This is a genomic window from Neorhodopirellula pilleata (assembly GCF_007859915.1).
Taxonomy (GTDB): domain Bacteria; phylum Planctomycetota; class Planctomycetia; order Pirellulales; family Pirellulaceae; genus Rhodopirellula; species Rhodopirellula pilleata.
Window position 1 is genome coordinate 358913 of sequence record NZ_SJPM01000006.1, and the last position, 25739, is coordinate 384651.

The 25739-nt window shown below is 56.9% G+C and carries 23 protein-coding genes; 11 read left to right on the forward strand and 12 right to left on the reverse strand.

Annotation, left to right across the window (positions count from 1 at the left end; translation table 11 throughout):
• Window positions 1-183 precede the first annotated feature (183 nt).
• From Pla100_RS16265 to Pla100_RS16275, 3 genes are read right to left on the reverse strand one after another with little or no spacing between them, the layout of a single operon-like run.
• Window positions 184-882, reverse strand: a complete 699-nt coding sequence (locus Pla100_RS16265; protein WP_146578736.1) for a hypothetical protein — start codon at window positions 880-882, stop codon at window positions 184-186.
• Window positions 879-1538: an imidazole glycerol phosphate synthase subunit HisH gene (gene hisH, locus Pla100_RS16270; RefSeq protein ID WP_146578737.1), complete on the reverse strand. Its 660-nt coding sequence runs from the start codon at window positions 1536-1538 to the stop codon at window positions 879-881. Before hisH ends, Pla100_RS16265 begins: the two co-directional genes overlap by 4 nt.
• Window positions 1535-3565, reverse strand: coding sequence for a RecQ family ATP-dependent DNA helicase (locus Pla100_RS16275; RefSeq protein WP_146578738.1), 2031 nt, complete (start codon window positions 3563-3565; stop codon window positions 1535-1537). The genes hisH and Pla100_RS16275 overlap by 4 nt, the downstream gene beginning before the upstream one ends.
• A 179-nt stretch (window positions 3566-3744) precedes the next feature.
• Here Pla100_RS16275 and Pla100_RS16280 point away from each other — a divergent pair, with 179 nt between their 5' ends.
• Complete coding sequence (locus tag Pla100_RS16280; protein WP_231603127.1) at window positions 3745-4542, forward strand: CPBP family intramembrane glutamic endopeptidase; 798 nt, start codon at window positions 3745-3747, stop codon at window positions 4540-4542.
• Between the two features lie 149 nt (window positions 4543-4691).
• On the opposite strand, the gene Pla100_RS16285 is transcribed toward Pla100_RS16280, so the two are convergent.
• Complete coding sequence (locus Pla100_RS16285) at window positions 4692-5951, reverse strand: amidohydrolase family protein (RefSeq protein ID WP_231603128.1); 1260 nt, start codon at window positions 5949-5951, stop codon at window positions 4692-4694.
• Between Pla100_RS16285 and Pla100_RS16290 the strand changes: the two genes are divergently transcribed.
• Both Pla100_RS16290 and Pla100_RS16295 read left to right on the forward strand, forming a co-directional pair.
• On the forward strand, window positions 5951-6604 hold the full coding sequence (locus Pla100_RS16290) for a DNA-3-methyladenine glycosylase (protein ID WP_146578739.1): 654 nt from the start codon (window positions 5951-5953) through the stop codon (window positions 6602-6604). The two genes, Pla100_RS16285 and Pla100_RS16290, sit on opposite strands and share 1 nt — an antisense overlap.
• Window positions 6605-7035: 431 nt before the next feature.
• Window positions 7036-7599 carry an elongation factor P gene (locus Pla100_RS16295; protein WP_146578740.1) on the forward strand — a complete coding sequence of 188 codons (564 nt, stop codon included), beginning with the start codon at window positions 7036-7038 and terminating at the stop codon, window positions 7597-7599.
• A gap of 108 nt (window positions 7600-7707) precedes the next feature.
• Here Pla100_RS16295 and Pla100_RS16300 read toward each other — a convergent pair whose 3' ends face one another.
• The 3 genes from Pla100_RS16300 to Pla100_RS16310 form a co-directional block, all read right to left on the reverse strand.
• Window positions 7708-9540 carry a tetratricopeptide repeat protein gene (locus Pla100_RS16300; protein WP_231603129.1) on the reverse strand — a complete coding sequence of 611 codons (1833 nt, stop codon included), beginning with the start codon at window positions 9538-9540 and terminating at the stop codon, window positions 7708-7710.
• Between the two features lie 11 nt (window positions 9541-9551).
• Window positions 9552-10415, reverse strand: a complete 864-nt coding sequence (gene kdsA / locus Pla100_RS16305; RefSeq protein ID WP_146578741.1) for a 3-deoxy-8-phosphooctulonate synthase — start codon at window positions 10413-10415, stop codon at window positions 9552-9554.
• A gap of 87 nt (window positions 10416-10502) precedes the next feature.
• Window positions 10503-10907, reverse strand: a complete 405-nt coding sequence (locus tag Pla100_RS16310; RefSeq protein ID WP_231603130.1) for a hypothetical protein — start codon at window positions 10905-10907, stop codon at window positions 10503-10505.
• A 136-nt stretch (window positions 10908-11043) separates the two neighbouring features.
• On the opposite strand from Pla100_RS16310, the gene Pla100_RS16315 reads away from it, so the two are divergent.
• From Pla100_RS16315 to Pla100_RS16335, 5 genes are all read left to right on the forward strand, one after another.
• Window positions 11044-12420 carry a sensor histidine kinase gene (locus tag Pla100_RS16315; protein ID WP_146578742.1) on the forward strand — a complete coding sequence of 459 codons (1377 nt, stop codon included), beginning with the start codon at window positions 11044-11046 and terminating at the stop codon, window positions 12418-12420.
• Between the two features lie 35 nt (window positions 12421-12455).
• A complete protein-coding gene (locus Pla100_RS16320) occupies window positions 12456-13529 on the forward strand; it encodes an L-threonylcarbamoyladenylate synthase (protein ID WP_231603131.1) in 1074 nt (357 codons plus the stop codon).
• Window positions 13530-13653: 124 nt separating this feature from the next.
• Entirely contained in the window at window positions 13654-14508 is an 855-nt protein-coding gene (locus Pla100_RS16325) for a hypothetical protein (RefSeq protein WP_146578743.1), read from the forward strand.
• 11 nt (window positions 14509-14519) lie between these two features.
• Entirely contained in the window at window positions 14520-15173 is a 654-nt protein-coding gene (locus Pla100_RS16330) for a response regulator transcription factor (protein WP_146578744.1), read from the forward strand.
• Window positions 15160-16572 (forward strand): sensor histidine kinase, encoded by a 1413-nt coding sequence (locus tag Pla100_RS16335; protein WP_197167988.1) that lies wholly within the window; start codon window positions 15160-15162, stop codon window positions 16570-16572. The genes Pla100_RS16330 and Pla100_RS16335 overlap by 14 nt, the downstream gene beginning before the upstream one ends.
• Window positions 16573-16593: 21 nt before the next feature.
• Here Pla100_RS16335 and Pla100_RS16340 read toward each other — a convergent pair whose 3' ends face one another.
• Genes Pla100_RS16340 through Pla100_RS16360 form a run of 5 tightly spaced genes read right to left on the reverse strand, consistent with a single transcriptional unit; the run spans window position 16594 to window position 20979 of the window.
• On the reverse strand, window positions 16594-17184 hold the full coding sequence (locus Pla100_RS16340) for an ANTAR domain-containing response regulator (protein ID WP_146578746.1): 591 nt from the start codon (window positions 17182-17184) through the stop codon (window positions 16594-16596).
• A 22-nt stretch (window positions 17185-17206) separates the two neighbouring features.
• Entirely contained in the window at window positions 17207-17674 is a 468-nt protein-coding gene (gene cynS / locus Pla100_RS16345; protein WP_197167989.1) for a cyanase, read from the reverse strand.
• A gap of 44 nt (window positions 17675-17718) precedes the next feature.
• On the reverse strand, window positions 17719-18651 hold the full coding sequence (locus Pla100_RS16350; protein ID WP_197167990.1) for an ABC transporter ATP-binding protein: 933 nt from the start codon (window positions 18649-18651) through the stop codon (window positions 17719-17721).
• Complete coding sequence (locus Pla100_RS16355) at window positions 18641-19537, reverse strand: ABC transporter permease (RefSeq protein WP_146578845.1); 897 nt, start codon at window positions 19535-19537, stop codon at window positions 18641-18643. Before Pla100_RS16355 ends, Pla100_RS16350 begins: the two co-directional genes overlap by 11 nt.
• Window positions 19538-19554: 17 nt before the next feature.
• Window positions 19555-20979: a CmpA/NrtA family ABC transporter substrate-binding protein gene (locus Pla100_RS16360; protein WP_146578747.1), complete on the reverse strand. Its 1425-nt coding sequence runs from the start codon at window positions 20977-20979 to the stop codon at window positions 19555-19557.
• Window positions 20980-21383: 404 nt separating this feature from the next.
• Here Pla100_RS16360 and upp point away from each other — a divergent pair, with 404 nt between their 5' ends.
• The 3 genes from upp (at window position 21384) to Pla100_RS16375 (ending at window position 25661) form a co-directional block, all read left to right on the forward strand.
• Entirely contained in the window at window positions 21384-22019 is a 636-nt protein-coding gene (gene upp, locus Pla100_RS16365) for a uracil phosphoribosyltransferase (RefSeq protein ID WP_146578748.1), read from the forward strand.
• Window positions 22020-22021: 2 nt separating this feature from the next.
• Window positions 22022-23734, forward strand: coding sequence for a serine/threonine-protein kinase (locus Pla100_RS16370; RefSeq protein WP_146578749.1), 1713 nt, complete (start codon window positions 22022-22024; stop codon window positions 23732-23734).
• Between the two features lie 319 nt (window positions 23735-24053).
• Window positions 24054-25661, forward strand: a complete 1608-nt coding sequence (locus tag Pla100_RS16375) for a sulfatase family protein (RefSeq protein ID WP_146578750.1) — start codon at window positions 24054-24056, stop codon at window positions 25659-25661.
• The last annotated feature ends 78 nt before the right edge of the window (window positions 25662-25739 follow it).

Genomic DNA, 25739 nt, shown 5'->3' on the forward strand with positions numbered 1-25739 from the left:
TTTCAAAATCCGGCTGATCCTGATCAGAGCCGAATGGCGTTCGTAGCGAATTCTTTTCTCCATTAGCCGAAGGGCGTTAGCCCCGGTTGCCGTGCTGGAAACCGGGGCTAACGCCCGTCGGCTAATCAGTATGGTCGTGTCCGTGGTGGGGAATTCAAAGTTGCTATTTTTAGTTCTCGGTGCCTACTTTGCGGTGATCCAGTACGACCACTGGATCGTTCGCTGATCGGCGACGGACTTCGGACGCAGGCGATGGAGTGACGCTTCCCCGTCTCGGATGTTCTCAAGCACGGCCGTTTCGTCACACTCCAGCCGCCAAGACTTTCGAGGTGCGTCTGGCGTTTTTCGTGTGGCGGCTTTGTAGGTCGTGCCCAACCAGAATCCTTCGATCGCGGCGATCGCGGCTTCGTCGAGTTCTTTGGACAAACGAACCGCCCAATCGAATCGAACCGCCGGTTTGCCCGCCGGGTCGGGATGGTTTTGTACGCTGACACTGAAATGACTCGTCCCGCAACATCCCACACCGAGCACCGTGGGTTTGCCGTCGATCGTTTCGGTCGACAATTGTTGGATCGCCGGTGAAGCGGGCCAGTCTTCGTCGTTGGAGCCGTTGACGCTGCGCAGCAACGATTCATTTTTGACGCCGCCGGCGGTCGCGATCACATGATCATATCGATCGTTTCGCCAATGAAACGAGATCAACCAACGACCGTCATCGGACGCCAATCGATGCGAAGGAGGAACGGCCGCGGCGGTCGGCGATGTCGATTCGGTGGGCGATGTTGATTCGGTCGGTGATGTCGATTCGGTCACCCGAGCGGTATCGGTTGGGGAAGGATCGAGAGTGGTCACAGGAGTTGGCTTGATTTCGGAAGAGGTCATGAATTCGCCGGAGCGGTGGAAGTCGCAGGATTGAGTGTGGTTCCCGTCATTAGCGTACCGGTGGCGAATCGTTCCACGAGCGACAATCCGGCCTGTTGGCTTTTCTCGGGGTGGAACTGGGTCGCGATCAGATTGCCACGACGGATCGCCGCGCAAAAACGGCCACCATAATCGCACGTCAACGCCACCACGCTCGGGTCGGTCGGACGGACATAAAAAGAATGGACGAAGTAATAGTACGTCCCCGGATCGATTCCCAGGTCTTCGCCCGCCGGTCCCGGTTCGACGGTGTTCCATCCCATGTGAGGGATCTTGAATTCGCCGGGCAGCTCGAATCGAACCACGTCACCGGCGATCACGCCGAGACCTTCGTGGGTGCCGTGCTCGAAACCCTGTTCGAATAGCATTTGCAGGCCCAAGCAAATGCCTAAGAACGGGCGATCGGCCGCGAGGTAGTCTCGGATCGGTGATTCCAAATCGCGGTGGCGGATTTCGGCGATCGCGTCTCCGAACGCGCCGACGCCGGGAAGGATGAGTTTTTCAGCCGCCGCAATCTTTTGCGGATCGCTCGTGATCTCGGCTTCCACACCTGCTTTTTCCACCGCCTTTTGGACGCTGCGGAGGTTTCCCATTTGGTAGTCGATGATGGTGATCATGATTTCGTTTTCGTCAGTGGCTCGGAGGTTCCCGTGATCGCCGATAGAACGAGATCGAACGGAACTTGGTCACAGACTCCATATCCAGGATGCTTGGAAAGTCGATGCCGACGAAACGACGTTGTCGAAACGCCGCACAAAAATTTTGCCTGGTCGATCGGGTCTGAGAACGTGTCAGGATAAGCATCGCGGACCGAATCGAGCACCCCTAATGCGGACCGTCCCAACGAATCGGGACGCTTCCAACGGGTCTCATACGGGGGGCCGGTCGGCGAGTCGCTCTCCAAACACGCCGTGCAGCGACCACAGGGCCGCGTCCGCCGGTGCCCGAAATGCCGGGCCAAACCGATCGCCAAACACTCGCGACACTCGAAATAACTCATCAGTTGATCGAGCCGCCCGAGGTTGTCTTGATAGTGGTCGTGCGTTCGACGGTACAGTTTTTGGACGATCGCTTTTTTGCGAGTGATACGCTGCACCCATTCGTATCCGTGCATCGTGTCACTCGTTTGAACATTCCATAAACCCGCGATGGCGGTCCGTTCGATCGCGGCGATGAGATCCTGTCTCGCGATTTGATGTTTCTGCGACGCGACGATCAGATTGACGCGAAAGCCCTTCTTACCTTTGGCCAACGACGACAATATCGCCTCGACAGCCTCGCGATCGGCTGGATCGGATCTCGCGACGATGACATCACGGTCCAACTTGGGTGTGATCCGATAGGTGTCGTATCGCGTCGGTAAGCAACGCAGATGCCCCAGCGATTGCAAGTGGATCATCACGTTGGCGATCGCTTCAGAGGACAGGTTGATTTCCCAACCGAGCTTTCCGAGCGAGAGATAAAAGCGATCCGGTTGGCCGACGAGACGTTCGACGAGGTTTTGCAGCGCGGTCATGCTTGGCAAATCACCGGCCGACAAATTGGCCAGCGTGACTTGGTCTTCGAGAACCAAGAGCGTTTCACATTGACAGGCTCGACCGTCGCGACCACCTCTGCCGATCTCTTGGCTGTAAGCTTCGATCGACTGCGACGGGTTGTAATGAATCACACGCCGGATGTCTGGTTTATCAACGCCCATCCCGAACGCGATCGTTCCGATGAGCACCGCATCGGTGGACTCCAAGAAACGCCGCTGGATGCTTTCCCGTTCCTCGGCGGGTACGCCGGCGTGATAGACCATCGCGTCGATGCCTTGATCGATTAACCACTGCCCGAGTTCTTCGGCGGTGTTACGACGCGTGACGTAGATCAACGTCGCACCACGAATCCGACCGCCGCGACGACCGCTCGATGAACGTTTCAAACCGAGTCGATGAAGCAATACTTCATCCCGCTGATCGGAAGCGACTGGCGTGCACTTAAGATGCAGGTTCGCCCGGTGGGTCGACAATCGCACGGTGTTTCCGGACTCGATCGCAAAACTCTTGCGGATGTCTTTCATGACTGCGGGTGGCGCCGTGGCGGTTAACGCGAGGACTTGGCAGACGTCGAGCTGTTTCGCCAGTTCGGGCAGTCGTAAGTAGTCGGGGCGAAAGCTGTGTCCCCATTGGCTCATGCAGTGAGCCTCGTCGATGGCGAGTAATGACACGGGGGTCGGACCAAGCTGCGCCGTGAATCGTTCGTTGAAGAACCGTTCGGGCGCGACATAAAGCAGCCGGGAGCGCCGATCACGGATCGATTGCCAAGCTTCCGCGAACGCCTCGGCGGAGATCGATTGGTCGATGCGAACGGCGGCAATGCCTCGACGCGTCAACGCATCGCACTGGTCCTTCATCAACGAGATCAACGGCGAAACCACGATCGTCAACCCCGGCAAGATTTGGCTGGGAAGTTGATAGCACAAACTCTTTCCGTGGCCGGTCGGCAACACCGCGAGCACGTTGTCACCACGAAGCACGCGATCGATCACCTTTCGTTGGGCCGGTAGTAATCGATCGTGGCCGAAGCGATCTCGAAGCAGCGATTCCGCTTCGGCCCAGCGGACGGCCAAGAGCGTTTCGTCGATCGGACCAGCGGGGGGCATCAGGCACTCATTTCGACGCGACAAACGGGTCGATGGGGAGACGGGGATCGGTCGTCGGAAACGCGGGCTACCCGAACGTTCACCGGGGCGACAACGAATTGACTTGCCGTTATGCTATCACATGAGTCGTCAACGGGCTCGGTCCTATCTCATCACGCATTCATTTAACAAACTCCCCCGTGGACGATTCGGAACTCGACGAAGAACAGACACCCGATGATCTGTTTCGTACCGCTGTGGTCGTCGAAGCCGGATTGGGATTGATGGCGTTGTTGCTTGGGTATTACCTGGGCCCAAGTGCCCGTGACCTCGTCCCGATGACGGAGCATTTGCCGGCGATCATCGGCGGCATCGGCTTGGGGATCGTTGCGACGATCCCATTGCTGTTATTGATGAGTCTGTTACGACGGATCAAGCACCCGGCGATCGAAAAGCTTGATGAGTTGAGCGACCATCCGATGATCGGTTTGATGTTGAAGATGGGGCCGTGGGAATTGCTGGCGATTAGTCTTTGTGCAGGCGTCGGCGAAGAGTTATTGTTTCGCGGTTGGATGATGCCGTTTCTGGCCGACGTCTTCAACGGCTACTACTTTGACGAAGTACCTCGTTTGTCTCTATTGGCCACCGACCCGACGGTGGAGCGTCCATGGTGGGGTTGGGGCGGATTGATGTCCGAGGTCGCGTCGGGAAGCCAAGACCGGGTGACAACATTCGATCAATGGGCGTCGTGGTGGTCGATACGCGTCGGATGGCCGATCACGATCGCGTGGATCATGTCATCGGTGTTGTTCGGGTTTGTCCATCCGATCACCAAACTGTACATCTTGATCACCGGTTTGATGGGGCTGTATTTCGGTGCGTTGTTGATCCTGACGGGGAACCTATTGATCCCGATCATCGCGCACTCACTTTACGACGCCGTTCAACTTTGGTCCGCCGCCGCTGAAGACCGCAAAACGCAAATTGTTGGTGAATAAATAGGTGGTCCAATCTGCATCCCAGGCCTCCCGCCTGGCAGGTCAGTGCGGAGCTTGGCGTCGGGAGGCAGGAGCCTCCAAGGCAGTGCGTTCCCAGGCGGGAGCCTGGGAACGAGGACAATGAAGCCGTCGGCGGGTGGCCGCGATGCTTAGTTGCGAACGGGTACCACGACGAACGGGTTTGATGAGGCTAAGTCGTTTGGCAACTCGGACACCTGATTTGCCGAGGTCGGGATGCCGATCAAACGAGCACGACGACCGGGCTGTATATTTCCCCAGACGTTTTCACGTCTCAATGCGATCGCACCGCCAAGGGTTGCGATTCGGAAAATGAGATGCGGATCTAAATCTTGGCGATGGTTCAATAAGAACTGCACTTCGCCCCAAAGACTCAGGTCCGGATTGCTCGCCCGTGAATCGGTTCCCAGCGCCACGTTGACCCCCGCGTTGATCAGTTCGCCGACTCGATGCGGCCGATGCCGAAAGAAATGATGCGTTCGAGGACAGTAGACGACGCTCAAGTGGCGATGCCGACACAGTTCATCGAGTTCATCGTCATGAAGATCGTTGGCATGAACGAGCAACGCCGTCGGGGCCTGGGCCAGCGTTCGGATCAGGTCGATCACCGGCGTCGGTGTCGACCAAGGGAACGTCTCGTCGATCGGCAATCCGATCGCACGCAAACTATCGGCAAAAGGGCCAGTACCGTGCATCAAGAGTTCACGCTCGGCCACCGATTCGGCCACGTGCATGGCAAGAATCGAATCGGTTCGGCGAGCCAATTCAACGCACCGCCGGATCAATTCCGGTGGTGTCGAATACGGAGCATGAGGGCTGATCCCGGCGTGCTCGCCCCAACGTTGGAGATGGGATTGAGCTAACGCGAATTTATCGTCGGCCCGATGGCTGGACAGCCCCAACGTTTCCGCCATCGCGATCACTTCGATCGAGTCAGTGTCGCCTTCCGTTTCGCCGCTGATGTCCAAGGCACCAAGCCAAGGCGTCGTCGCGATCTCCCCGACCAAGACCGTTCCCGATCGTTTGCATTGGTCGAGTCCCTTCGCGATCGTGTCGGCCGTGGAGATCGTCTGCCCGCGTTGGCGGATGACTTCGCCGATCCAATCGGCCAGTTCCATTCCCGGATTCCCAATCGGTTTTTCCAGTTCACTGAATTCCAAGTGAGTGTGGGCGTTGACCAGTCCCGGCATGACCGCAACGTCGCCCAAGTCGATCGACTTTCCTTCGATGTCATGGCCGAATTCCTGCTGTCGACCGACCTTCACGATTACGTCGCCACGGACCACAATGAAGCCGTTTTCGATCGGCGGCGATGAGATCGGAAGCACCCATTTCGCGCGGTAGGTCGTCACGTCGAAGGTTTGCGGCGGATCGGATCGAGAAACAGACAATGGAATTCCAGCAACCTGAGCGTCTTGATTGGAAGAAACTAACCGAGCGTTTTTTCGAACGTGGTCCCGAGATCGTCGCCCGAGAACTGTTGGGATGTCGCATCGTCCGGCGAATTCGCAATGACCGTCGATCGGTGTGGGTCGGCGGAATCATCGTCGAAACCGAAGCGTACCTCGGCGAGGACGATCCGGCGAGTCACAGTGCACGCGGCCGAGTCACCACGACCGGCAAACCGATGCGGCACGCAAGCATGTTTGGCCCGCCGGGACGATTCTATGTGTACGCGATCCACGCCAAGCATTGTTTGAACTGGGTGACGCAGGGCGAGGGCGTCGGTTCAGCCGTGTTGATCCGAGCGATGCAACCGGTGTGGTCGATCGACGTCATGAAACGATACCGCAGCGTCCAGGACGAACGTCGGTTAACGTCCGGTCCCGGAATGATTTGCCAATCGCTGGACATCGATCGCCGTTTCGACGGACTCGACGCTTTGTCATCGCCCGATTGGCGGACGGAGGCACCTTCAGATCCGCCGAAGTTCGAGATCAAGGCCACGCCGAGGGTTGGGATTACACGTGGTGAGACCCTACCGCTACGTTTCTTCGTCAGCGGAAATCGCTTCGTCAGTGGTCCGTTGAAACAGCACGATTAGAACATACCACTTTCCACTCGTTCCCAGGCTCCCGCCCCTTTTTATACCTCACATCTTTTTTGACCCCCACGAGCTCGTCTCGTGGGTGAATAAGGTTCGCAAGCTAGGCACCGACGCCTTCCCGGCCTTCCGAGTTTCACTTGTGCTCGCCGCTTCAAGCGGCGAGCACAAGTGAAACTCGGAAGGCCGGGAAGACTGCGGGTTGTGTCTAGCTTGACAACCTTGGCTTCCTGCCAGACAAGCTGGCAGGGGAGCCTTACACGAGGACTTTTGGGGTATCAAGAGGGCGGGAGCCTGGGAACCAGATTCGAAAGCGTTGAAATAATGCCAAAGAAGCGGACCCTTGACGAAACCGATCATCCGACGCGAAACTTCCGCCTCTATCATTCCACAATCCTCCCCCTTTTCACTCTCGAGTCGGAATCTCTCCCATGCTCGCTAAAGACATTAAGACCGGTACCGTTGTCGTTCACGAAGGCAACCCCGTGATGATTCAAGGCATTTCGGTCCAATCGCCGTCGGCACGTGGGGCGGCCACGCTCTACAAGTTTCGGGCACGAAATGTTGTCACTAAAAACAAGGTCGACATCACGCTCAAGGGCACCGACAACTTAGACGAAGCCGACTTTGCACGGCGGGATGTGCAAATGATGTACACCGACCCGACCAACCTTTATCTGATGGACAAAGAGGATTTCCAGCAATACGAGTTGCCGCTCGAAGACGTCGAAGATCAAATCGGTTTCATCACCGAAGGTCTCGATGGGATACGAGCGTTGATTTACAACGATCAATGCGTCGGATTGGATCTCCCCGCCAGCGTCGAGTTGCAAATCACGCAGTGCGATCCGGGCGTCAAAGGCAACTCGGCGACCTCACGCACCAAACCGGCGACATTGGAAACGGGTTTGGTCGTTCATGTGCCCGAGTACATTAAGGAAGGCGAACGATTGAGGATCGACACCCGAACGGGCGAGTTCCTGTCCCGCGCATAACCCGATCGGTCGCCAACAACAAGCCAAGGTAGGCTGGGTCGCAGCGATAGCGGAGACCCGGCAGTTTCGCAGTGCCGGGTGTTCGTCGCAAAGCCTCCTCCACCCAGCCTACTTCGAAAGCAATCGAGCTCTCAAGCGGTTTCCGTGGCCGTAGACCGGGTCATTGGTTTTGAGTCGCTCAATCGCCGCGTCGACGTTACCTTGGGCTTCTTCGGAACGGGCGGCATTGTAGATCGCCGAGTTCTCCCAGTACGAACGCTGTTCCTCGTCGAGAACCCGTTTGGCGAACCAATTGGTTGCCGTTTCATAGCGGCCATCGTCGTACTGAACCAGGGCAAGCCAATACGTCGCCGTTCGTTTGCCCAATCGCATGAAACCTTGGACCTGGGCGAGTTGCCGGTCGTATTCTTCGGGCTGCATCCCCAGTCCGCGACGGATGCCGTACTGTTTTTGCAACTCGACGTTGATCCGCAAGTCTTCGATTTCAAACTCGGGGGCACGCTGTTCCAAGTAGTGCGTCCGAGCGCCGTCTTGCCCTTCGGTCTCATCATCGGCGAACTGCCCATGCAAATGTCGCCAGCGTCCGTTGGCGAGATTGTTTCCCATCGATTCTTGGCTTTCGAGAACCGCGAACCGGGACCGATACCAAAACGAAAATAGCGGATCTCGTTCGGCCATCATGTCCATCGTCGCCGCGTAGACTTCCGCCAGCGTCGGGACCAACCATATCCGGACGCCCGCGATGCCCGGCACGTTATCGATTCGTTTGGCCCAATCAGCCGAATCAATCCATAACGTCATCCGGCGATCGCCCGTCAAGTTCGATTGCAATGCCTTCATCCGGGGCGAGATCGTTTCGGCTCGGACGTTTAACAACGCAATGCTTTGCTGGATGTCGGTTCGCGAAAGTGGAAAATCGAAGAAGCCCGCCACGTCCAAACGACGCATCACCGAGGCGTCTTTGCGGGCTTGTTCCAGGGTCGCTATGCCGACTTGTTCCGGCCCCGGAATGGGTAAACCGAGTTGGGGATGAAAGAGGTAAATTTGATCTCCGATGAGTGCCCCGACCGACCATGGCGTGCGTTGGCCGGTGTCTTCGGATTGCGTCGCCAATACCGCCGTCGGGATTCCCGCTTGCATGCATAACTGCGTGAACACGCCGGCCCGTTGCTGCCAATCGCCGATTCCCCGCCACAACGTTTGATAATCCGTTTGACGATAACCGGGGCCTTGCATTTCCATGCCCAGGGGCAAATTCGGGCGGGGCATGTTGGGCGGGAAGCCACCGGTATCGGGCTCCAATGCGATGTTCCGAACGGTCCAATCGAACAATCGCGTTGCCGTCTGCAAACGATCAACGTCCGCTTCGGATAGGTTGCCAGGCGGTGATTTCCGCATCTCGTTCAACCAATCGGTGAACAGGGGATCGTCGCGACCGGGAGCGTCGACCCAGCCGAGTAGGCGATTGAACAGATAAGCATCACGCAGCAACGGGACGTCGCTGGTCATGAACTCGGAACGATTGATCAACTCGTCCAATTGCTCGGCGGGGATCACATCGGTCAACGTCGACGCGATCTCGGGCATCTTGCCGCCGCCGTCTGTTTTCGTCGCACCGTCGGCTTTGCCCGTCGTCTGCTCGTTTTCCCATTGATTGAGGTGGTAGGTGATCTGTTGCCTAGCCTTCTGTTCGTTCAGTCCGACGTACTGTTGCAACAGCGAAACGACTTCGCCCAAATGATCTTGGCGGGTGGCCTGTTGCAGGGCGATCTGCCGTTGGCTTTGAATGCGCCGCAAAGTGGTCGACTCATCACGACATCCCATACTCAACGGCAACGAGATACCGAAAAGCACACTGAAGAGCCAAAACGGGGTCGTCATCCCGACGGTCAAGCGGGCGAACCGTCGCCCTCGTGTAATTTCAACCAGCACCAATCGCACCCAAATTTCGTTTAATCGTTGAGACTTTCGACCGTTTCACGCAGTCGCAACAGACGATCGATCATCGAAGCGAACCGGTCCAGTGGGATCATATTGGCCCCGTCGCTCGGGGAGGTCGCCGGGTCGGGATGAGTTTCGAAGAACAACGCGTCACAACCGATCGCTACGGCGGCGCGGGCCAATGGTTCGACCATTTCTCGATTTCCGCCCGTCGCACCGCCCAAACCGCCCGGCTGTTGGACGCTGTGGGTGGCGTCAAAGACGACCGGAACGCCCAATTGTCGCATCAAGGGGATCGATTGCATGTCATTGACTAGTCGCCCGTAGCCGAAAAAAGTCCCGCGTTCGCACACCATGACGTTGGACCGGCCCGGCCTCTTGGACGATTCCGGTTGGCTGCCTCGAACCTTGTCGACGACGTAACGCATGTCGCTCGGGGCCATGAACTGGCCCTTTTTCACGTTCACGGCTCGCCCGGTCGCCGATGCGGCGACGAGCAAGTCCGTTTGGCGGGCCAAGAAAGCCGGGATTTGGAGCAACTGACACACCTCGGCCACCGGTGCCGCTTGGTCGGGTAAATGAATGTCCGTCGTCACCGGCAGTCCGCTGTCCGCGGCAACGGCCTCGAGCAACCGCAATCCGGCTTCGATTCCGGGCCCACGTTTGGCCGCCAGACTGGTTCGGTTGGCTTTGTCGAACGACGCCTTGAACACGACCTGGATATCGGGCCGCTCGTTGATTTGGGCCAACGTTTCGCCGATCGCAAAAGCCAACTCACGAGTTTGCAAGACGCAAGGCCCGGCGATCAAGAGCAGCGGTTGGCCCTCGCCGCACAAGTAATCACCCACGGCGACGGGAAGAATCGAAGTCGACATAAAGTACCGTTGTTGGAAAAACATTCAGAAGAGAAAAACGGTCGAACAAAGCACCAAAACTCGATCGCATCGCCGGGCAATGTAGCCCTATCGCCGTCGCCGTCTCAAGATCCAACGCAACGTGTCGATCAGCCGCCACTGCACAATCAGCAACGCGACGGGAAGACCGAACAGCAGGAACTGGCTGAGTTTCTCGTTTTGGATCCACTCCGCACCGCCGGACGCGGCGACGGACAGCAACGCCATCACGATCGCGCCGTTGATGACCAAAAAACCACACGACAACACCGCCGCAAATGAGCTCACCAAGCACCCGCCGGCGATGTCGGTAATCTCGATCCGCTGTGCACCGATCGACTCGTCCGAACCGACGTGATCGCCCGCAATGCCACCACCCGTGTCCGTGGTGAGCGATAAATGCTTTTGAAGGGGCTGCGTGCGGGTCGCTTCGGACAAAGGGGCATCCGCGGAGGGGATCGGATTTCGGGTCATGGGTTCTCAGTCATCACACAATCTTCCGACGTTCCTAACAGAAGTCCCGCCTCATCCCGTTCGTAATTCGCTGCGGGGGGGATATACTATGGGATTGGAGTGCCTACAGCCTATCTCAAATCCTCCGGCTTCGTCGATGCCCGACCTTTCAACCGTTACCACTGGAACCGGTCCGAACTCCCCCGGTTCCCGATCGCTTTCCCGGTGGAACCTCATCGCCGCTGGTGTGTTTTTGTTGGCCTTGCCGCTGATGGGAGCCCCGGCATGGTTGGTCGCGATCGTGGCGGTTGCGGCGATCGTGCTAATGGCTCGTCGGTACAACGACCAACGTGAAGACCTGATCGATCAAATCCACCAAACCCAAGGCGAATCGAAACGTGAAGTCGCTCTGTGGCGGGCCGATTTGAAAAGCCTCGAGTCCCAATCTCGCCTGGGCGCGTCCGCCCTGTTGCAGTTGATCGATGGCGTCGTCGTGCTGTCGACCGATTTGTCGATCCTGTTGATCAATCCGTCGGCGATCAATTTGTTGGGAATGAAGGCAAAGGAGTCTTTGCCCGGTCGCCGTTTCGATGAGATGGTTCGCAACCCGCCGATGGTCAAACTGATCCGAGCCGCAATCAACGAACGTCATGCACAAGAAAGCGTGATCGAATTCCAATTCGGTAAGATCGTGCGACCGCTGCGGGTTCGTGCCGACGTGATCAACGATGAGGATTCCTTTAAGGTCCAATTGTCACTTCGTGATGAAACCGAAGCCCGACAAATCGAGGGAATGCGGCGTGAGTTTGTGGCGAACGTCTCGCATGAACTGAAGACACCCTTGGCCGCAATTAAAGGCTATGCCGAAACCGTCGAACTCGCCGCCGCCGATGACCCTGACATGGCGATTCATTTCATGAACCAAATCGTCACCCAGTGTCACCGTCTCGAACGCCTTATTAGCGACATGATGCAGCTCGCCCGCGCACAATCGGGCAAGGCATTGATGAAATTGTCCAGCGTCCCGATGCGTGACATTGTCGCCGAGTCGGTCCGTACGTATGAGCCGGTGGCCATCGCAAGCGGTTTGACGTTGACGTGGCACGAGATCGATGGCCCCGCCAAGGTGCTCGCCGATCCTGAAGCCGCCCTGACGATTTGCAACAACCTAATCGGCAACGCCATCCGCTACACGCCACGCGGCGGACGGATCGACGTGTCCTTGCAACCGGGGCACGGACACTGGACTCTGATCGTGCAAGACACCGGGGTGGGTATCCCCGAACAAGACCAAACGAAAATTTTTGAACGCTTTTACCGGGCTTCACGCAACGCCGAAATGACGAACTCCAGCACCGGGTTGGGGCTGGCGATCGTGAAGAACTTGACCGCGTCGCTCGATGGACACGTCAGCGTTCAAAGTGCCCCGGGCAAAGGTTCGACCTTTCGCGTCGAGCTTCCTGCCGTCGAGTTCAAGGCCCGGCCGTTGCCGATCGTTGAGACCGCCACGTCACCGGTTCAGGTCAACGTTTAAAATCCCATCTTCACTCCAGACTCGCGTTCTCGGCATTGCATCCTAAGATTTATTCGGCGAATCCATCCGCCATCGCCCGCGCCGCTGAGGCGTTGTTAAGCGGAGAATTGGTCGGGCTTCCCACCGAAACCGTCTACGGCTTGGCCGCTCGCGGCGACGATGCACGGGCGGTTGAAAGCATCTTTGTCGCCAAAGGCCGTCCGCGACAGAACCCGTTGATCTTGCACGTCGCCCACCCGGACGACGCACGCCGTCTTTTGGCAGACGATCTTTCGGCGATTCAATCGAGGCGGCTGCTATGTTTGCAGGCCTTCTGGCCGGGGCCGTTGACGTTGATTGCGCCCAAACATCCTGCGGTGTTGGACGCCGTGACCGCCGGCGGCGACACCGTCGCGGTTCGCGTTCCCGATCATCCGATCGCTCTGGCCGTCTTGCGGGAAATGGATCGGCAAAACGGCGGTCCCGTTCCTCTCGCCGCCCCGAGCGCCAACGTGTCCAATTATGTCAGCCCCACCACAGCCGAACACGTCGCCGACGGTCTCGGCGAACACGTCGCGATGATCCTCGATGGCGGCGACTGTCTCGTCGGAATCGAATCCACGATCGTGTATTTGGGAACCGATGAATTAGCTCCGCGAATCCTCCGGAGCGGTCGAATCAGCGAACTTGATCTTGTCGCACGTCTCGACGAACCTCTGGCAGCTCATCTCGAACCGCAACCACATCCTGCGCCGGAGAGATACGAAGAACCCATGATCGCTGCTCCAGGACAGTTCGCCAAACATTATTCGCCGCGTGCCGAAGTCATTCTATTACCAGCGCACGGGGGAAATGCCACGGGCCCCGTTCCGCATCACGATCCCACGACACTGCGAATCGGTTTTCATTCGATGGCAGATTCCGATGCCGCTGGCGTACCCTGTTCCGACGACCGAGTTTGGACGTTCGCCCCCGACGGTCGACTCGAAACCGCCGCTTCGAATCTTTATCGTGTCCTGCGATTGGCCGATCAACAGCATTTTCAGCGGATCGAAATCGTCGGCTGCGGCGAAGAGGGGATCGGTGTTGCCATCATGGACCGGCTCCGCCGCGCAGCCGGTCGCGACTAGAAAAAGAAATTTTCGAATTGGCTTCCGCGTTCATCTTCGGTTCAGGTTGACCTGCAACAATCGTTGGGATGCTGACAGCGGTCAGCTATTGCAGCCTTTTCCCACACCAAACCGAACCTTTGCCATGAATAAGCTAGTCATCGCCGCCGTGATCGCGATCGGTTTTTGTTCGATCACCGCTTACGCCGTTCACCAGGACCGCCGAGGACCACATCGCGACGGACCACATCGCGACGGACCACATCGCGACGGACCACGTCACGAAGGGCCGCGTCATGAAGGGCCGCGTCACGAAGGGCCGCGTCACGGTGGCCCCGGTTGCGGCGGGCCGAAAGGTCACTGCCATGCTCGGCCAGAACGGCCGCATGAGGACCGCCCGCATGAGGACCGGTTGCTTGGGGATCGGCATGATGAGCGGACTGAAACGCCTCGACATTCACCGCCAACTGAGACGGAGCCGGAATTGAATCAGATCGAACTGAATGAGGGTGACGTCTCGATCCGTAGCGGACATCGCACCGATCCCGGCGATGGAGGACGACCGGTCGCACTGATTGCGGCCGCTTTGGAAGTCGACGAACAGGTTTTTCGAGACGCATTCTCGAGAGTACAGCCGGCTGAAGGTGGACCGCCGAGTTCGTTTCGGGCTCGCGTGAATAAAAAGGTCTTGATGGATGCTCTTTCACCTCACGGCGTCACCAACGATCGACTCGATGAAGTTTCCGACTATTATCGCTATCGGCCCGAGTCGGGTGAGTTATGGACACATCGTCAAGCGGAGATTCAAGCGGTCATTGAGGACGGACAGTTGATCGGTTTAACGCTGGTCGACGGCGGGGCCGGTTACACCTGCCCACCTGAGGTGAGCGTGATTGGGTTTGAACAAGTGCAGATCGAATCGGAGATCGAGTTCACCGCCGACCTGTCGACCAATGGCCGGATCAAGTCGGTCCGGCTTGCCGAATTACCTCAAATATAAATGGGATAACGATGCGGGTGCTCGTCGTCGAAGATGATCCGGATTTGCGTTCGGGCTTGGTCTCCGCGCTGCGCGAGGAAGGCTATGCGGTCGACCAAGCTAGCGACGGATCGGATGGCTTCGCCCAAGCACGTGCGTGGGACTATGATGCGATTGTCTTGGACCGGATGTTACCCAAACTGTCCGGATTGGATCTACTGCGGCAACTCCGTCAATCTTCCGCCGTTCCGGTCTTACTCTTGACCGCTTGCGATACGGTGGAAGACCGCGTCACGGGGTTGGATGGTGGCGCTGACGATTACTTGGTCAAGCCGTTTGATCTATCCGAGTTGTTTGCCCGATTGCGCGCGATCATTCGGCGTCGTCACGAGGTGACCAGTACATCCGTTTGGTTCGGAAATGTGGAAATCAATTTCGCCTCACGCACGGTTGAAAAAGATGGCTGTGAAATCGAATTGACCGCTCGTGAGTACGCGCTTGTTGAGATCTTTGCGATGAGACGCGGTCAACTGGTGACCCGCACCTACCTGTACGACCATCTCTTTGACGATTGCCACGATTCGATGTCGAATTTGGTCGACGTCTATGTCTCACGGGTCCGGGCCAAACTGGGACGTGACTTCGTGCGGACTCGCCGTGGAGAGGGTTATCTTGTTTCCAACTAAATCACTTCGGTGGCGGATTCAGATCTGGCACGCGATCGCGCTGACTTGCGTTATCGCCGGATTCGCCGTGTTGACGTTCTTGGATCAACGGCAACATCGAATTCGCGAGACCGATCAAGAACTCTCCGCTGCGGCCGAGTTGTTGGCGGTTCAGATCGAAAGCAGTTCGGATGCGGACTCCACCGGAGATCAGCTTGACCAACCCCGGTGGGACTCGTTGTCGTTGCCGGAAACCTTCGAATTCCGCCGAATTCGTCATCGTTTTGAAAAACCGTATCTGATCGTTTGGTCCCCCGACGGCCAACAGGAAGCGAACACGACGAGCGACTTTGAGCGAAAACCTCGCACCGCGAACATCCTTCCCGCCGCAGCCGACGACACGATCCAATTTCGTGGACAAGACGGATGGAGGGAAGCTTACACCCGAACCGATAATGGTTTTATCGTGTTAGTCGGGCGATGGATCGTGAAAGATTTCGAGGCATTGAACCGGCTCGCCATGGTGCTCACGGCCATCGGACTGGCGTTGCTTGCGATCGGATTGTTCGGCGGATGGCTGATCGCAGGCCGAGCGGTCCAACAACTTCAAGCGATGGCAGAGGTCGCTAGCCGCATTTCAGCAAAGGATCTTTCCCAGCGAATTCAATCCGACCACCTTGATCAGGAGTTGGCCGGCTTGGCGATTACGTTGAACCAGACTTTCGAGCGTTTGGAAAATGCCTTCGAGCGTCAGTCTCAGTTCACCGCCGATGCTTCGCATGAGCTACGCACTCCTCTGGCCGTTTTGCGAATGCACCAACAAATGGCGCTCTCGAAACCGCGTGACCCGGCGGAATACCGCGACGCGTTGCGGGTTTGTCAACGCGCGACCGATCGAATGACATCATTGGTCGAGTCACTCTTGGTATTGGCGAGGGAAGACCAATCCAAAACGAATGCTGCCGACCTAGTCGACTTGAGCGAAATAGTGCAAGAAACCATCGATCGATTAAGGCCACTGGCAAGTGCTCGCGGATCTCACGTGTACATGAACTCAAAGGAAGTCTCCGTCGTGCGCGGTGATCCCGATCGACTCACACGCGTCGTTGAGAACCTACTGACCAATGCGATCTCGCACGGCGGGGGAAGCGATATCGAAGTTGACGTCGAGAAGTCCGAAAACACGGTGCAGTTGATGGTTACCGACCGAGGTCCAGGAATCCCTCTCGAAGATCGGCCAAAAATCTTTGACCGGTTTTACCGAGGCGATCAAGCCCGCGATAGAGAGCAAGGAAAGGGCAATGGCTTGGGGCTCGCGATTTGCCGAACGATCGTCGAGAGCCACGGCGGGACGATCCATTTGGAAAGTCCGTCTGGACAAGGCTGTCGATTCGTCGTGTCGCTGCCGACCGGTGAGTGAGGGACCGGATTGTTTGCCTTTCTAACCACGTAACCGCTGCTCCGCGATGATCGCATCGGCGACAAGGACCAGTTTTTGATTTTCGTCCATCGCCCGTTTACGCAGCGTCCGATAGGCTTCGTCTTCGCCAATGCCTTGTTGTCGCATTAAGATCGCTTTGGCTTGGTCGATGCGTTTGCGGCCATTGAGTTCACGGCGATAGCCGTCCGCTTCGACTCGCACCTTGCGATACGCTTCGAACGTCGCCATCGCCAACGAGATCGCCGGTTGGATGCTGCCGCGATCGACTCCGTCGACCATGTATGCACAGACTCCCGACTGAACCGCCGCGTGGACGGTCTGTGCGTTTTGGTCTTGGGCGAACATCAATACGGGCGTCGGTTGACGATCGCGAATCCGCCGCACCTGCTCAAGCGTATCCCGGTTCGGGCTGTCCAGTTCGATCAGCACCACGTCCGGTTGAATCCGCGTGACCAATTCAAACACGTCGTGAAGCCCCGAGGTCGAGAAGACGTTCAGGTAGCCGTTGTCCCGGAGAATTTTCTCCAGGATTTCGCGGCGGCGGGTCGATTGGTCGACCAACATCAACTTGAGCGTCGCGGGTGATTCCACGGCAAAAACCCAGTACCAGGCTTTAGAACTTTTTGTACGGCAAGAATTTACCGCTGAAGGTGATCTTCACGCGATCACCCTTGGGGTCGGGTTCTCGCTCGACGTCGATCGAAAAGTCGATCGCACTCATGATCCCGTCGCCGAACTCCTCTTGAGTGACTTGCTTCATCGCGATCCCGTACACCTGCATGATCTCGTAGAAACGATATACGAACGGGTCGCTGGGGATCGCTTGCGGCAGTGACCCACGATAGGGATATCCCTGTAAGACCTTGCATTCCATTTCGGTCAGTTCCAAGTCGTCGGCGATCGCGGCGCAGTCTTCCGCCGACATCGAACATTGTCCGGTCAACGCCGCCGCGACCCACACCGGGGCTTGTCCGATCTTGCCGGCCAACTCGGCCCAACTGAGCCCTTTGGCTATTTTGATCGATTCGATCTTCGTGACGATTTGTTCGAGCGAAGGTACCGATTCAGTCATCGTGGTCATAGTTTTTCTCCGAGAGGTTGAAAGGAAATCTGGTTTTGAGCAATTCAATCTGGGCTGGAGGCCACGTCGCCATCTTGGGTGTCGTAGGCCTGAATCACGTGCATCGTGTCGTCGTATTGGGACGGTCGTCGGTTGTGATCGATCAAGAACCGCAAGATACGGGCACGTAGTCGCATGTACGCTTCCGATTCGATCAACTGCTCGCGGGTTCGCGGTCGAGGGATATCGACCTCGATGATCTCGGCAACCCGCGCGTTGGGGCCGTTGGTCATCAACGCGATCCGGTCACTCAACAAGATCGCTTCGTCGACGTCATGGGTTACCATGCAAACGGTCGCGCCGGCTTTGTCCCACATTCGGACCAGTTCGTCTTGAATCGAACCCCGAGTGAGTGCATCGATTTGGGCGAACGGTTCGTCGAGCATCAACGCTTTCGGTTGGACCGCAAAGGCGCGTGCGAGCCCGACGCGTTGTCGCATCCCGCCGGACAGGTGCGCGGGCATCTTCTTACCGATGTCACCGAGTCCCATTAGTTGCAGATACCGACTCGTGTGAGCGGCGACTTGCGATTTATCCCAGGACGGGAACGCCGATCGGACCGCCACCCGCACGTTGTCAAACGCGGACATCCACGGCATCAACGCGAACGATTGGAACACGACCATGCGATCGAGTCCGGGACCCTTGATCGGTTTTCCGTCGACCAAAACCTCGCCCGTCGTGGGCGTGTCAAACCCGGCCAAGATATTCAGCAGGGTCGATTTCCCGCATCCGCTGTGTCCGATGATCGACATGAACTCGCCGTTGGCGATCTCCAACGAGACGTCTTCGAACACACACACTTCGCCCTCGCCGCTCAACGATGCGAATACTTTCGATGCGTTGCGGATCGACAACTGCCCCTGGCTGGATTGATCCGACATCACATCGTCGGCTTTGTTTTCCGACTGGGGTTCGATGGTTGCTTCAAGTTGCATAGCTGGCCGCCTTGGAAAGTTTGGAGAACATCGCATCCATGACGAAGCCGACCACGCCGACGACCAGGATCGCGAACAACACACCGGCGATGTCAAGGTTGTTCCACTCGATCCACGTCAAGTAGCCCACACCGAGTTCACCCAACAGCATTTCGGCGGGGACGACCGCGACGAGCGCCGAACCAAAACTGATTCGTAAACCCGCAACAATCGCCGGCGCGGCCGCAGGCAACACGACCGTGAACAGTCGCCGGAACCAGCCGAACTCGAGCATCTTGGACACTCGCAAATAATCTTTGTCGATCGACGACAATCCGAACGCCGTGTTGGCGATCGTCGGCCAAAGGGAGGCCATGAACACGACCAACACCGCCGTTATCGTCGGCTTCTGGACCGTGTAGAGCAAAAGTGGCATCCAAGCCAAGGGAGAGATCGGCTTGAGCACTTGCAGAAACGGATTGACGGCCGCAAAGATCAACGGATTCAAGCCGACAATCACGCCAATCACGATCGCGACGATACTCGCCAGCACAAACCCGACGCTGAACCGTGCCACCGTGTACATCACCAAGTGACCGATGCCGTGGTCGTTCGTGCCGTTCTTGTGAAACGGATGCGATAGTTCTTCGACGACCTTCGCGCCGACCGCCAACGGCCCGGGTAGACCGGTCGCTTTGTCGGCATTGAAAGCGTATTCACCGGCTTCATTGCGAACGATGTCGCCGTTGAATTCCATCAACATCAGTTCGTCTTCGGTCATACCGGTCGAGTCAAACGCCGGTTTGGAAACCGCAAACTGCCAAGCCGCCAACAGCACGATCAAAATCATCACGCTGAGACCCTTAGCTTGCCACCACTTCGGATCGCGGGGCAGCCGCCATGTCATTGGATTCATCGTTTGAATTAGCCTGCTTGAAGATTGTTGATTGGGAAACTCGCCAAGTACTCATCTGGCTTTTCCGGATCAAACTCCTTGCCCATGATGATGTGCTTCTTGTAAGTATTGGCTCGATTTTCGTAGCCCATCTCCGTCGCCAATTCATTGCACTTGGTTGCCAAATAGACCTCTTCGGCGATTTGCTTGTAATCGAATTCGGTGTCGACGTGCTTCCAACGTTTCATTTGCGTCAAAATCCAAATCGCCATCGAATGCCAAGGCATCGGATCGAAATCGATGCGGTCGGGATCGTTGCTGATGCCGCCCATGCCGTTGGCGTAGCGACCTGTTAGCACCTGCTCGAGCACGGTGACGGGTTGGTTCAAGTAGTTCCGCGGCGCGATCGCGCTGGCGATTTCTTTGCGGTTCTTGCTGTCCGATGCGTACGCGGTCGCGTCGACGATCGAGCGGAACAGGGCCAAGAACGTGTTGGGATAGTTGCCCGCGAACTCCTGGGAGATCGCGAAGGCACAGCACGGGTGACCTTCCCAAATTTCTTTGGACAATTTGAAAATGAAACCGGCGTTCTCGTAGACCGCTCGTTGATTGAACGGATCTGGCGCGAGGTAACCATCGACGTTGCCCGCTTTCAAGTTGGCAACCATTTCCGGTGGCGGCACGACGCGGATTTGAACGTCTTTGTCGGGATGCAATCCGCCTTCGGCCAAGTAATAACGCAACAAGTAGTTGTGCATCGAGTATTCAAACGGCACGCAGAACCGGAAGCCTTTCATGTCTTTGGCTTCTTTGACGCCTTTGTGTTTGTTCGCCAGCGTGATCGCTTGGCCGTTGATGTTCTCTACCGCCGGCATGTAAAACGGCACCTTGGGCGATCCCGCCCCGAGTGTGATCGAAAGCGGCATGGGTGAGAGCATGTGAGCCGCATCGACTTCTTTCGTGATCGCCCAATCTCGGACCATCGCCCAACCGCTGGCACGGCGGACTTTCGCGTTGAGCCCATGCTTTTCATAAAAGCCCATCGGCTCGGCCATGATGATCGGCGTGGCGCAGGTGATCGGGATGAAGCCGATCGAAAGGTCCGGCTTTTCGATCGTGCCGATTTCCATCGCCATCGCTTTGGCCGTGTCCATCGGGAACAGGTCATGAACAATCTGCGAAACCAATCCGGCTCCTGCTGCGGTGAGCACGGCGCGGCGGGACACGTCGCTTTGTCCGAAGACAGCCTTGACGACCGCCGTTTCGATCGCGCGGCTCATCGCGTCTTCGTGATTGGCGATCGACGAGTCCGGAGACGAGCTTTCACCGTTGCCGGCATGATCGATCGCCGACGGACAGCCCGGATCATGCGAGCTGCCGTGGCAGCAAGTGCCGCTGTGCTGATGTTCTAACTTCGCGTTCGCATCGAACGGATTTTGATCCAAGATACCCATAGCCAATCAATCCCGGTGGAAGGTGAACGTCGAACGTGACTTAAAGAGAAAGACAACGTTTGAATCGACGCAAGGAAAACGCGTAGAGAGGCTGGAACGATCAAGACCGCATCCGCCCGCAGAAGTGGCTCAAAACTTGGCGTTAACGGACGCCACGCTTTGCACGGTTTTGCTTTCAAAGCAACCATCGTGCCATCGAGGACGCAGGCAACCTCCTTACATCAGCGTCTTGGGTGCGGTCGCTCGGGAAAACACGGTAATAATACACATTGATATTTTTAGGTTTTCCATTGTTGATTTGAATTCTTGATAGACTCGTTGCTTGCGTCGCAGGCGTTCGCTTAAAACCTGGGCGGCGATTGCCTGAAGACGTTGCACCCTTTTTTTCTTTTCTAGACGCACCTATGAAATCCGTCACCATATTGAATCACCCTCTCGCAGCCGATCACCTCGCGAGACTACGCGACCAATCGACCAATCCTCATGAGTTTCGAACGACGGTGGCCCGGATGGCTATGTTGTTGGGCGTGTACGCGACCGAGGACTTGCCGCAACGAGACGTCCTCGTCCAAACGCCGTTGGCCGAAACCACGTGTCAAACGCTGGCTGCGGCCGTTAGCATCGTGCCGGTGCTGCGAGCCGGTTTGGGGATGGTCGAACCCTTGTTGCAATTGATCCCCAACGCGTCGGTATGGCATCTGGGTTTGTATCGCAACGAGGAAACCGCCGAGCCGGTCGAGTACTATGACAAATTGCCGCTCGAGGGAGCTTCGGATGTCGCATTGGTGCTCGACCCGATGTTGGCTACCGGAGGTTCGATCGATTTGGTCGTCCGTCGATTACAACGTTGGGGCGTCGCCGATATTCGCGTGCTCAGTATCATCGCGGCTCAACCGGGGATCGACCGCGTCGTTCGGGACTTCCCGGAGGTGAAAGTGTATGTAGCGGCGGTTGATCCGACGCTCAACGAACAATCATTCATCGTCCCCGGACTGGGCGACGCGGGCGACCGCATCTTTGATACACCGAGTCACGGTTAAACATGTCTCCCCCCGATCTCGACGAACACGAACAGAAACTCGCCAACGTGTTGGCCGAGATGACCGACCGAATCTGCGGCGGTGAAATGGCGGACTTGGAAACGGCGTGCCGGGAACATCCCGATCTCGCCGCCGACCTGCGACATTTGTGGGGCGCCGTTTTGGTCACCGACACGGCCGGCGCGGTTCGCGATGAAACGCCGGGCAAACGTGTTCCGATGCCATCGCTGACGGGCACGCAACCGAGCGAAACGACGGACGGATTGAACTTGAAAAACGGAGAGGATTCGTGGACGCAGTGGCGGAGTCTGCGACTTCCCACCACGATCGGTGATTACGATTTGCTCGAGGAGGTCGGCCGCGGCGGCATGGGCGTCGTATTCCGCGCCCGGCAACGGTCTCTCGGACGCGAAGTCGCCGTCAAGATGATTTTGCGGGGACGACTCGCCAGCGACGCGGACATGCAACGCTTCCTCGCCGAAGCCGCCGCGACGGCGTCGCTCGAACACCCGGGAATCGTCCCGGTTTATGAAGTCGGCGATATCGACGGTCGGCCGTTTTTTAGTATGAAATACATCGACGGCGAAACGTTAGCGCAGCGGGTCGGTACGTCGGGGCCGTTGAACGCGCGGGAGGCCTCCCAGATGATCGTCGATGTCGCCGAAGCGGTGGGCATCGCGCACGCGGCGGGCATCCTGCATCGCGATATCAAGCCCAGCAACATCCTGATCAACCGACACGGTCAACCGATGCTCACGGATTTTGGTTTGGCCAAACAAGTCGGCGCGAAAACGGATCTGACGCGCAGCGGTATGCTCGTCGGCACGCCGGCGTACATGTCACCCGAACAAGCCAGTGGCCGGCGCAAGGACATCGACATCCCCAGCGACGTGTATTCGCTCGGCTGTGTCTTGTACTACGCGTTGACGGGTCGGGCGCCGTTCGTCGCTGATGGTCCGATGGAATTGGTGATGATGGTTATCGAACAGGATCCGACACCACCACGGCGTTTGCGTCCGAGTTTGGACCGTGATCTCGAAATGATCGTCACACGTTGTTTGCAAAAACCCGCTGACCTTCGCTACGCCAACACGGGAGCATTGATCGCGGATCTGAAAGCTTACTTGGCCGACGAACGTGTCTCAGCCCGATCGGGACATTTCAATCAAGTCGTCGCAAGAGTTTTTCGCGAAACGCACCACGCCGCCGTACTTGAAAAGTGGGGACTGCTGTGGATGTGGCACTCGCTCGTGCTACTTGTTGCGAGTTTGTTTACCTGGCAAATGGCGGTGCTCGGCGTCGAGCGGCGTTCGCTCTACATTTGCGTCTGGGTGGTGGGATTGAGCGCATGGGCCGCCGTGTTCTGGAAGATGCGACAACGGATGGGACCGGTCACATTTATCGAACGCCAAGTCGCCCATGTCTGGGGTGCCAGTATGATCGCGATCGCGATGCTGTTTCCACTGGAATGGTGGTTGGATTTAGAAGTGCTGTCGTTGGCCCCGCTGCTCGGCGTAATCAGCGCGATGGTCTTCATCGTCAAAGCAGGCATGCTCAGCGGAGCGTTCTACTTTCAATCGATCGCTTTGCTGGTCGCGTCGATCGGGATGGCGGTGTTTCCACGCCACGCGCATCTGATTTTTGGATTCGTGGCTGCGGCATGTTTCTTCCTGCCCGGACTCAAGTACGAACGCCAACGTCGAACCATGCTCTAGGTGCCATCTAAGTTCTGATGAAAGCGACAACCGCTGACGTTCCGTCGCGCTGAAGCCGATTGCGAAACCAGCGTGAATGGTCAAGCACAACCGGCTACACTAAGCATCGCGTGAACATTAAGTGGTGGCGACTTTCAGTCGCCAAACCCTGAAACGTCGACTGAAAGTCGACGCCACGTTAAGAATCCATCACTTATTGTTCACGCGATGCTAAGACGGTCGGCGACGTTTCCTTGACGCGAATACGCCGCGAGCAAGCTGCGTTCAAACCTCCTGGCTTAGAGCCCACCCCCACATCCATTCCGAAGGAGAAAACTGCATGAACATTCCGTTTTCAAGCGTCTTATTGCCTCTTGTCTTATTGGCTGGCTTACTCGCGAGTTGGGCTCAGGCAGACGATCGGCCGAACATCGTTTTCATTTTCACCGACGACCACTGCCAACAAGCGCTGAGTGCCTACGATGACTCTCGCATTGTCACGCCGAACATGGATCGCATCGCCAACGAGGGCATGCGATTCAACCAATGCTACTGCACCAATGGAATCTGCGGACCAAGTCGTGCTGTCATTCAAACAGGAAAATACAGCCATCTGAACGGCTTCATCCGTAATGGAAATCGATTCAATGGTGACCAGCAAACCTTCCCTAAGCTACTCCGCGCTCATGGATACCAAACTGCGGTGATCGGAAAATGGCATCTCGCGTCGACGCCACAGGGTTATGACTACTATGACGTACTCAATGGCCAGGGGCCCTACTACAATCCACCCATGATCACGGCAGGAAAAGATGGGAAACCGGTCACCAAACCACATAACGGATACACGACGGACATCATCACCCGCAAAACTTTGGATTGGCTGAAAGACGGCCGGGATACATCCAAACCATTTATGGTGATGTATCAACACAAAGCACCACATCGCAATTGGCAGCCCGCTCCCAAGTATCTTCATTGGCTTGATGATGTGACCATCAAAGAGCCTGAAACACTTTGGGATAACTACGCCGGTCGCACCGTCTCGGCCGCTCGTCAAACCATGACGATTGCTCACCACCTCAATGCTAGCGATTTAAAATTAACCCCGCCGCGAAACCTCACACCAGAGCAACGCGAAGTCTGGGATGCCGCCTACGGCCCCAAGAACGCAGCCTTCGAGGCGGCCAAAGCGACAATGACCGAAAAGGAAATCGTTCAGTGGAAATACCAGAGATACGTCAAAGACTACTTGCGTTGCGTGAAGAGTGTTGACGACGGGATTGGCGAGGTTCTTGACTATCTCGATGAGGCTGGTTTAGCCAATAATACCGTCGTGGTTTATTCTTCCGATCAAGGATGGTACTTGGGCGAACACGGTTGGTTTGACAAGCGATGGATGTACGAAGAATCGTTAAAATGTCCACTCTTGGTACGTTGGCCGGAAGTCGTCCGAGCGGGTACCGTGAATGATACGGAGATCGTTTCGAATCTGGATTTTGCCGAAACCTTCTTGGATATTGCTGGCGTTGATGTCCCGAATGACATGCAAGGAAAAAGTATCGTTCCGCTGTTGAAGGGCCGCGTGCCGGCAGATTGGCGAAAGACCTTTTATTACCACTACTATGAGAATCCAGGAGCTCACAACGTGGCTCGCCATTACGGTGTCACCGATGGGCAGTACAAGCTCATTCGCTTTTACGCACTCGAAGGCAAACGGATCGACGATTGGGAATTATTCGATCTGAAGAAAGATCCGAACGAACTGGTCAATGCGTATGGAAGCACCGAACTCGTCGCGGTCCAAGATCGCTTGAGCTCGGAACTAGCAAGACTTCAAACTCAGTATCAAGTCCCTGAAGACGATGAGATCGGAACCGCCAAACCTGCGAGGAATCAGCGAGGCAATCGGTCTTCCGATACCACAAAAGCGGGCAAGGGGCAGTAAGCATCGCGTGAACAATAAGAACCTATCCGAATACCACCGGCGAGACATGTGACTAGCGCCATCGGCTCACAAAAATTG

What these genes read in the sequence shown, in the direction of transcription:
- kdsA (WP_146578741.1), bottom strand. Translation starts at nt 10,415, where the DNA reads ATGTCGACTTCGATTCTTCCCGTCGCCGTGGGTGATTACTTGTGCGGC.
- Pla100_RS16275 (WP_146578738.1), bottom strand. Translation starts at nt 3,565, where the DNA reads ATGCCCCCCGCTGGTCCGATCGACGAAACGCTCTTGGCCGTCCGCTGG.
- Pla100_RS16330 (WP_146578744.1), top strand. Translation starts at nt 14,520, where the DNA reads ATGCGGGTGCTCGTCGTCGAAGATGATCCGGATTTGCGTTCGGGCTTG.
- Pla100_RS16350 (WP_197167990.1), bottom strand. Translation starts at nt 18,651, where the DNA reads ATGCAACTTGAAGCAACCATCGAACCCCAGTCGGAAAACAAAGCCGAC.
- Pla100_RS16355 (WP_146578845.1), bottom strand. Translation starts at nt 19,537, where the DNA reads ATGACATGGCGGCTGCCCCGCGATCCGAAGTGGTGGCAAGCTAAGGGT.
- Pla100_RS16310 (WP_231603130.1), bottom strand. Translation starts at nt 10,907, where the DNA reads ATGACCCGAAATCCGATCCCCTCCGCGGATGCCCCTTTGTCCGAAGCG.
- Pla100_RS16360 (WP_146578747.1), bottom strand. Translation starts at nt 20,979, where the DNA reads ATGGGTATCTTGGATCAAAATCCGTTCGATGCGAACGCGAAGTTAGAA.
- Pla100_RS16265 (WP_146578736.1), bottom strand. Translation starts at nt 882, where the DNA reads ATGACCTCTTCCGAAATCAAGCCAACTCCTGTGACCACTCTCGATCCT.
- Pla100_RS16295 (WP_146578740.1), top strand. Translation starts at nt 7,036, where the DNA reads ATGCTCGCTAAAGACATTAAGACCGGTACCGTTGTCGTTCACGAAGGC.
- Pla100_RS16315 (WP_146578742.1), top strand. Translation starts at nt 11,044, where the DNA reads ATGCCCGACCTTTCAACCGTTACCACTGGAACCGGTCCGAACTCCCCC.
- cynS (WP_197167989.1), bottom strand. Translation starts at nt 17,674, where the DNA reads ATGACCACGATGACTGAATCGGTACCTTCGCTCGAACAAATCGTCACG.
- Pla100_RS16290 (WP_146578739.1), top strand. Translation starts at nt 5,951, where the DNA reads ATGGAATTCCAGCAACCTGAGCGTCTTGATTGGAAGAAACTAACCGAG.
- hisH (WP_146578737.1), bottom strand. Translation starts at nt 1,538, where the DNA reads ATGATCACCATCATCGACTACCAAATGGGAAACCTCCGCAGCGTCCAA.
- Pla100_RS16375 (WP_146578750.1), top strand. Translation starts at nt 24,054, where the DNA reads ATGAACATTCCGTTTTCAAGCGTCTTATTGCCTCTTGTCTTATTGGCT.
- Pla100_RS16325 (WP_146578743.1), top strand. Translation starts at nt 13,654, where the DNA reads ATGAATAAGCTAGTCATCGCCGCCGTGATCGCGATCGGTTTTTGTTCG.
- Pla100_RS16370 (WP_146578749.1), top strand. Translation starts at nt 22,022, where the DNA reads ATGTCTCCCCCCGATCTCGACGAACACGAACAGAAACTCGCCAACGTG.
- upp (WP_146578748.1), top strand. Translation starts at nt 21,384, where the DNA reads ATGAAATCCGTCACCATATTGAATCACCCTCTCGCAGCCGATCACCTC.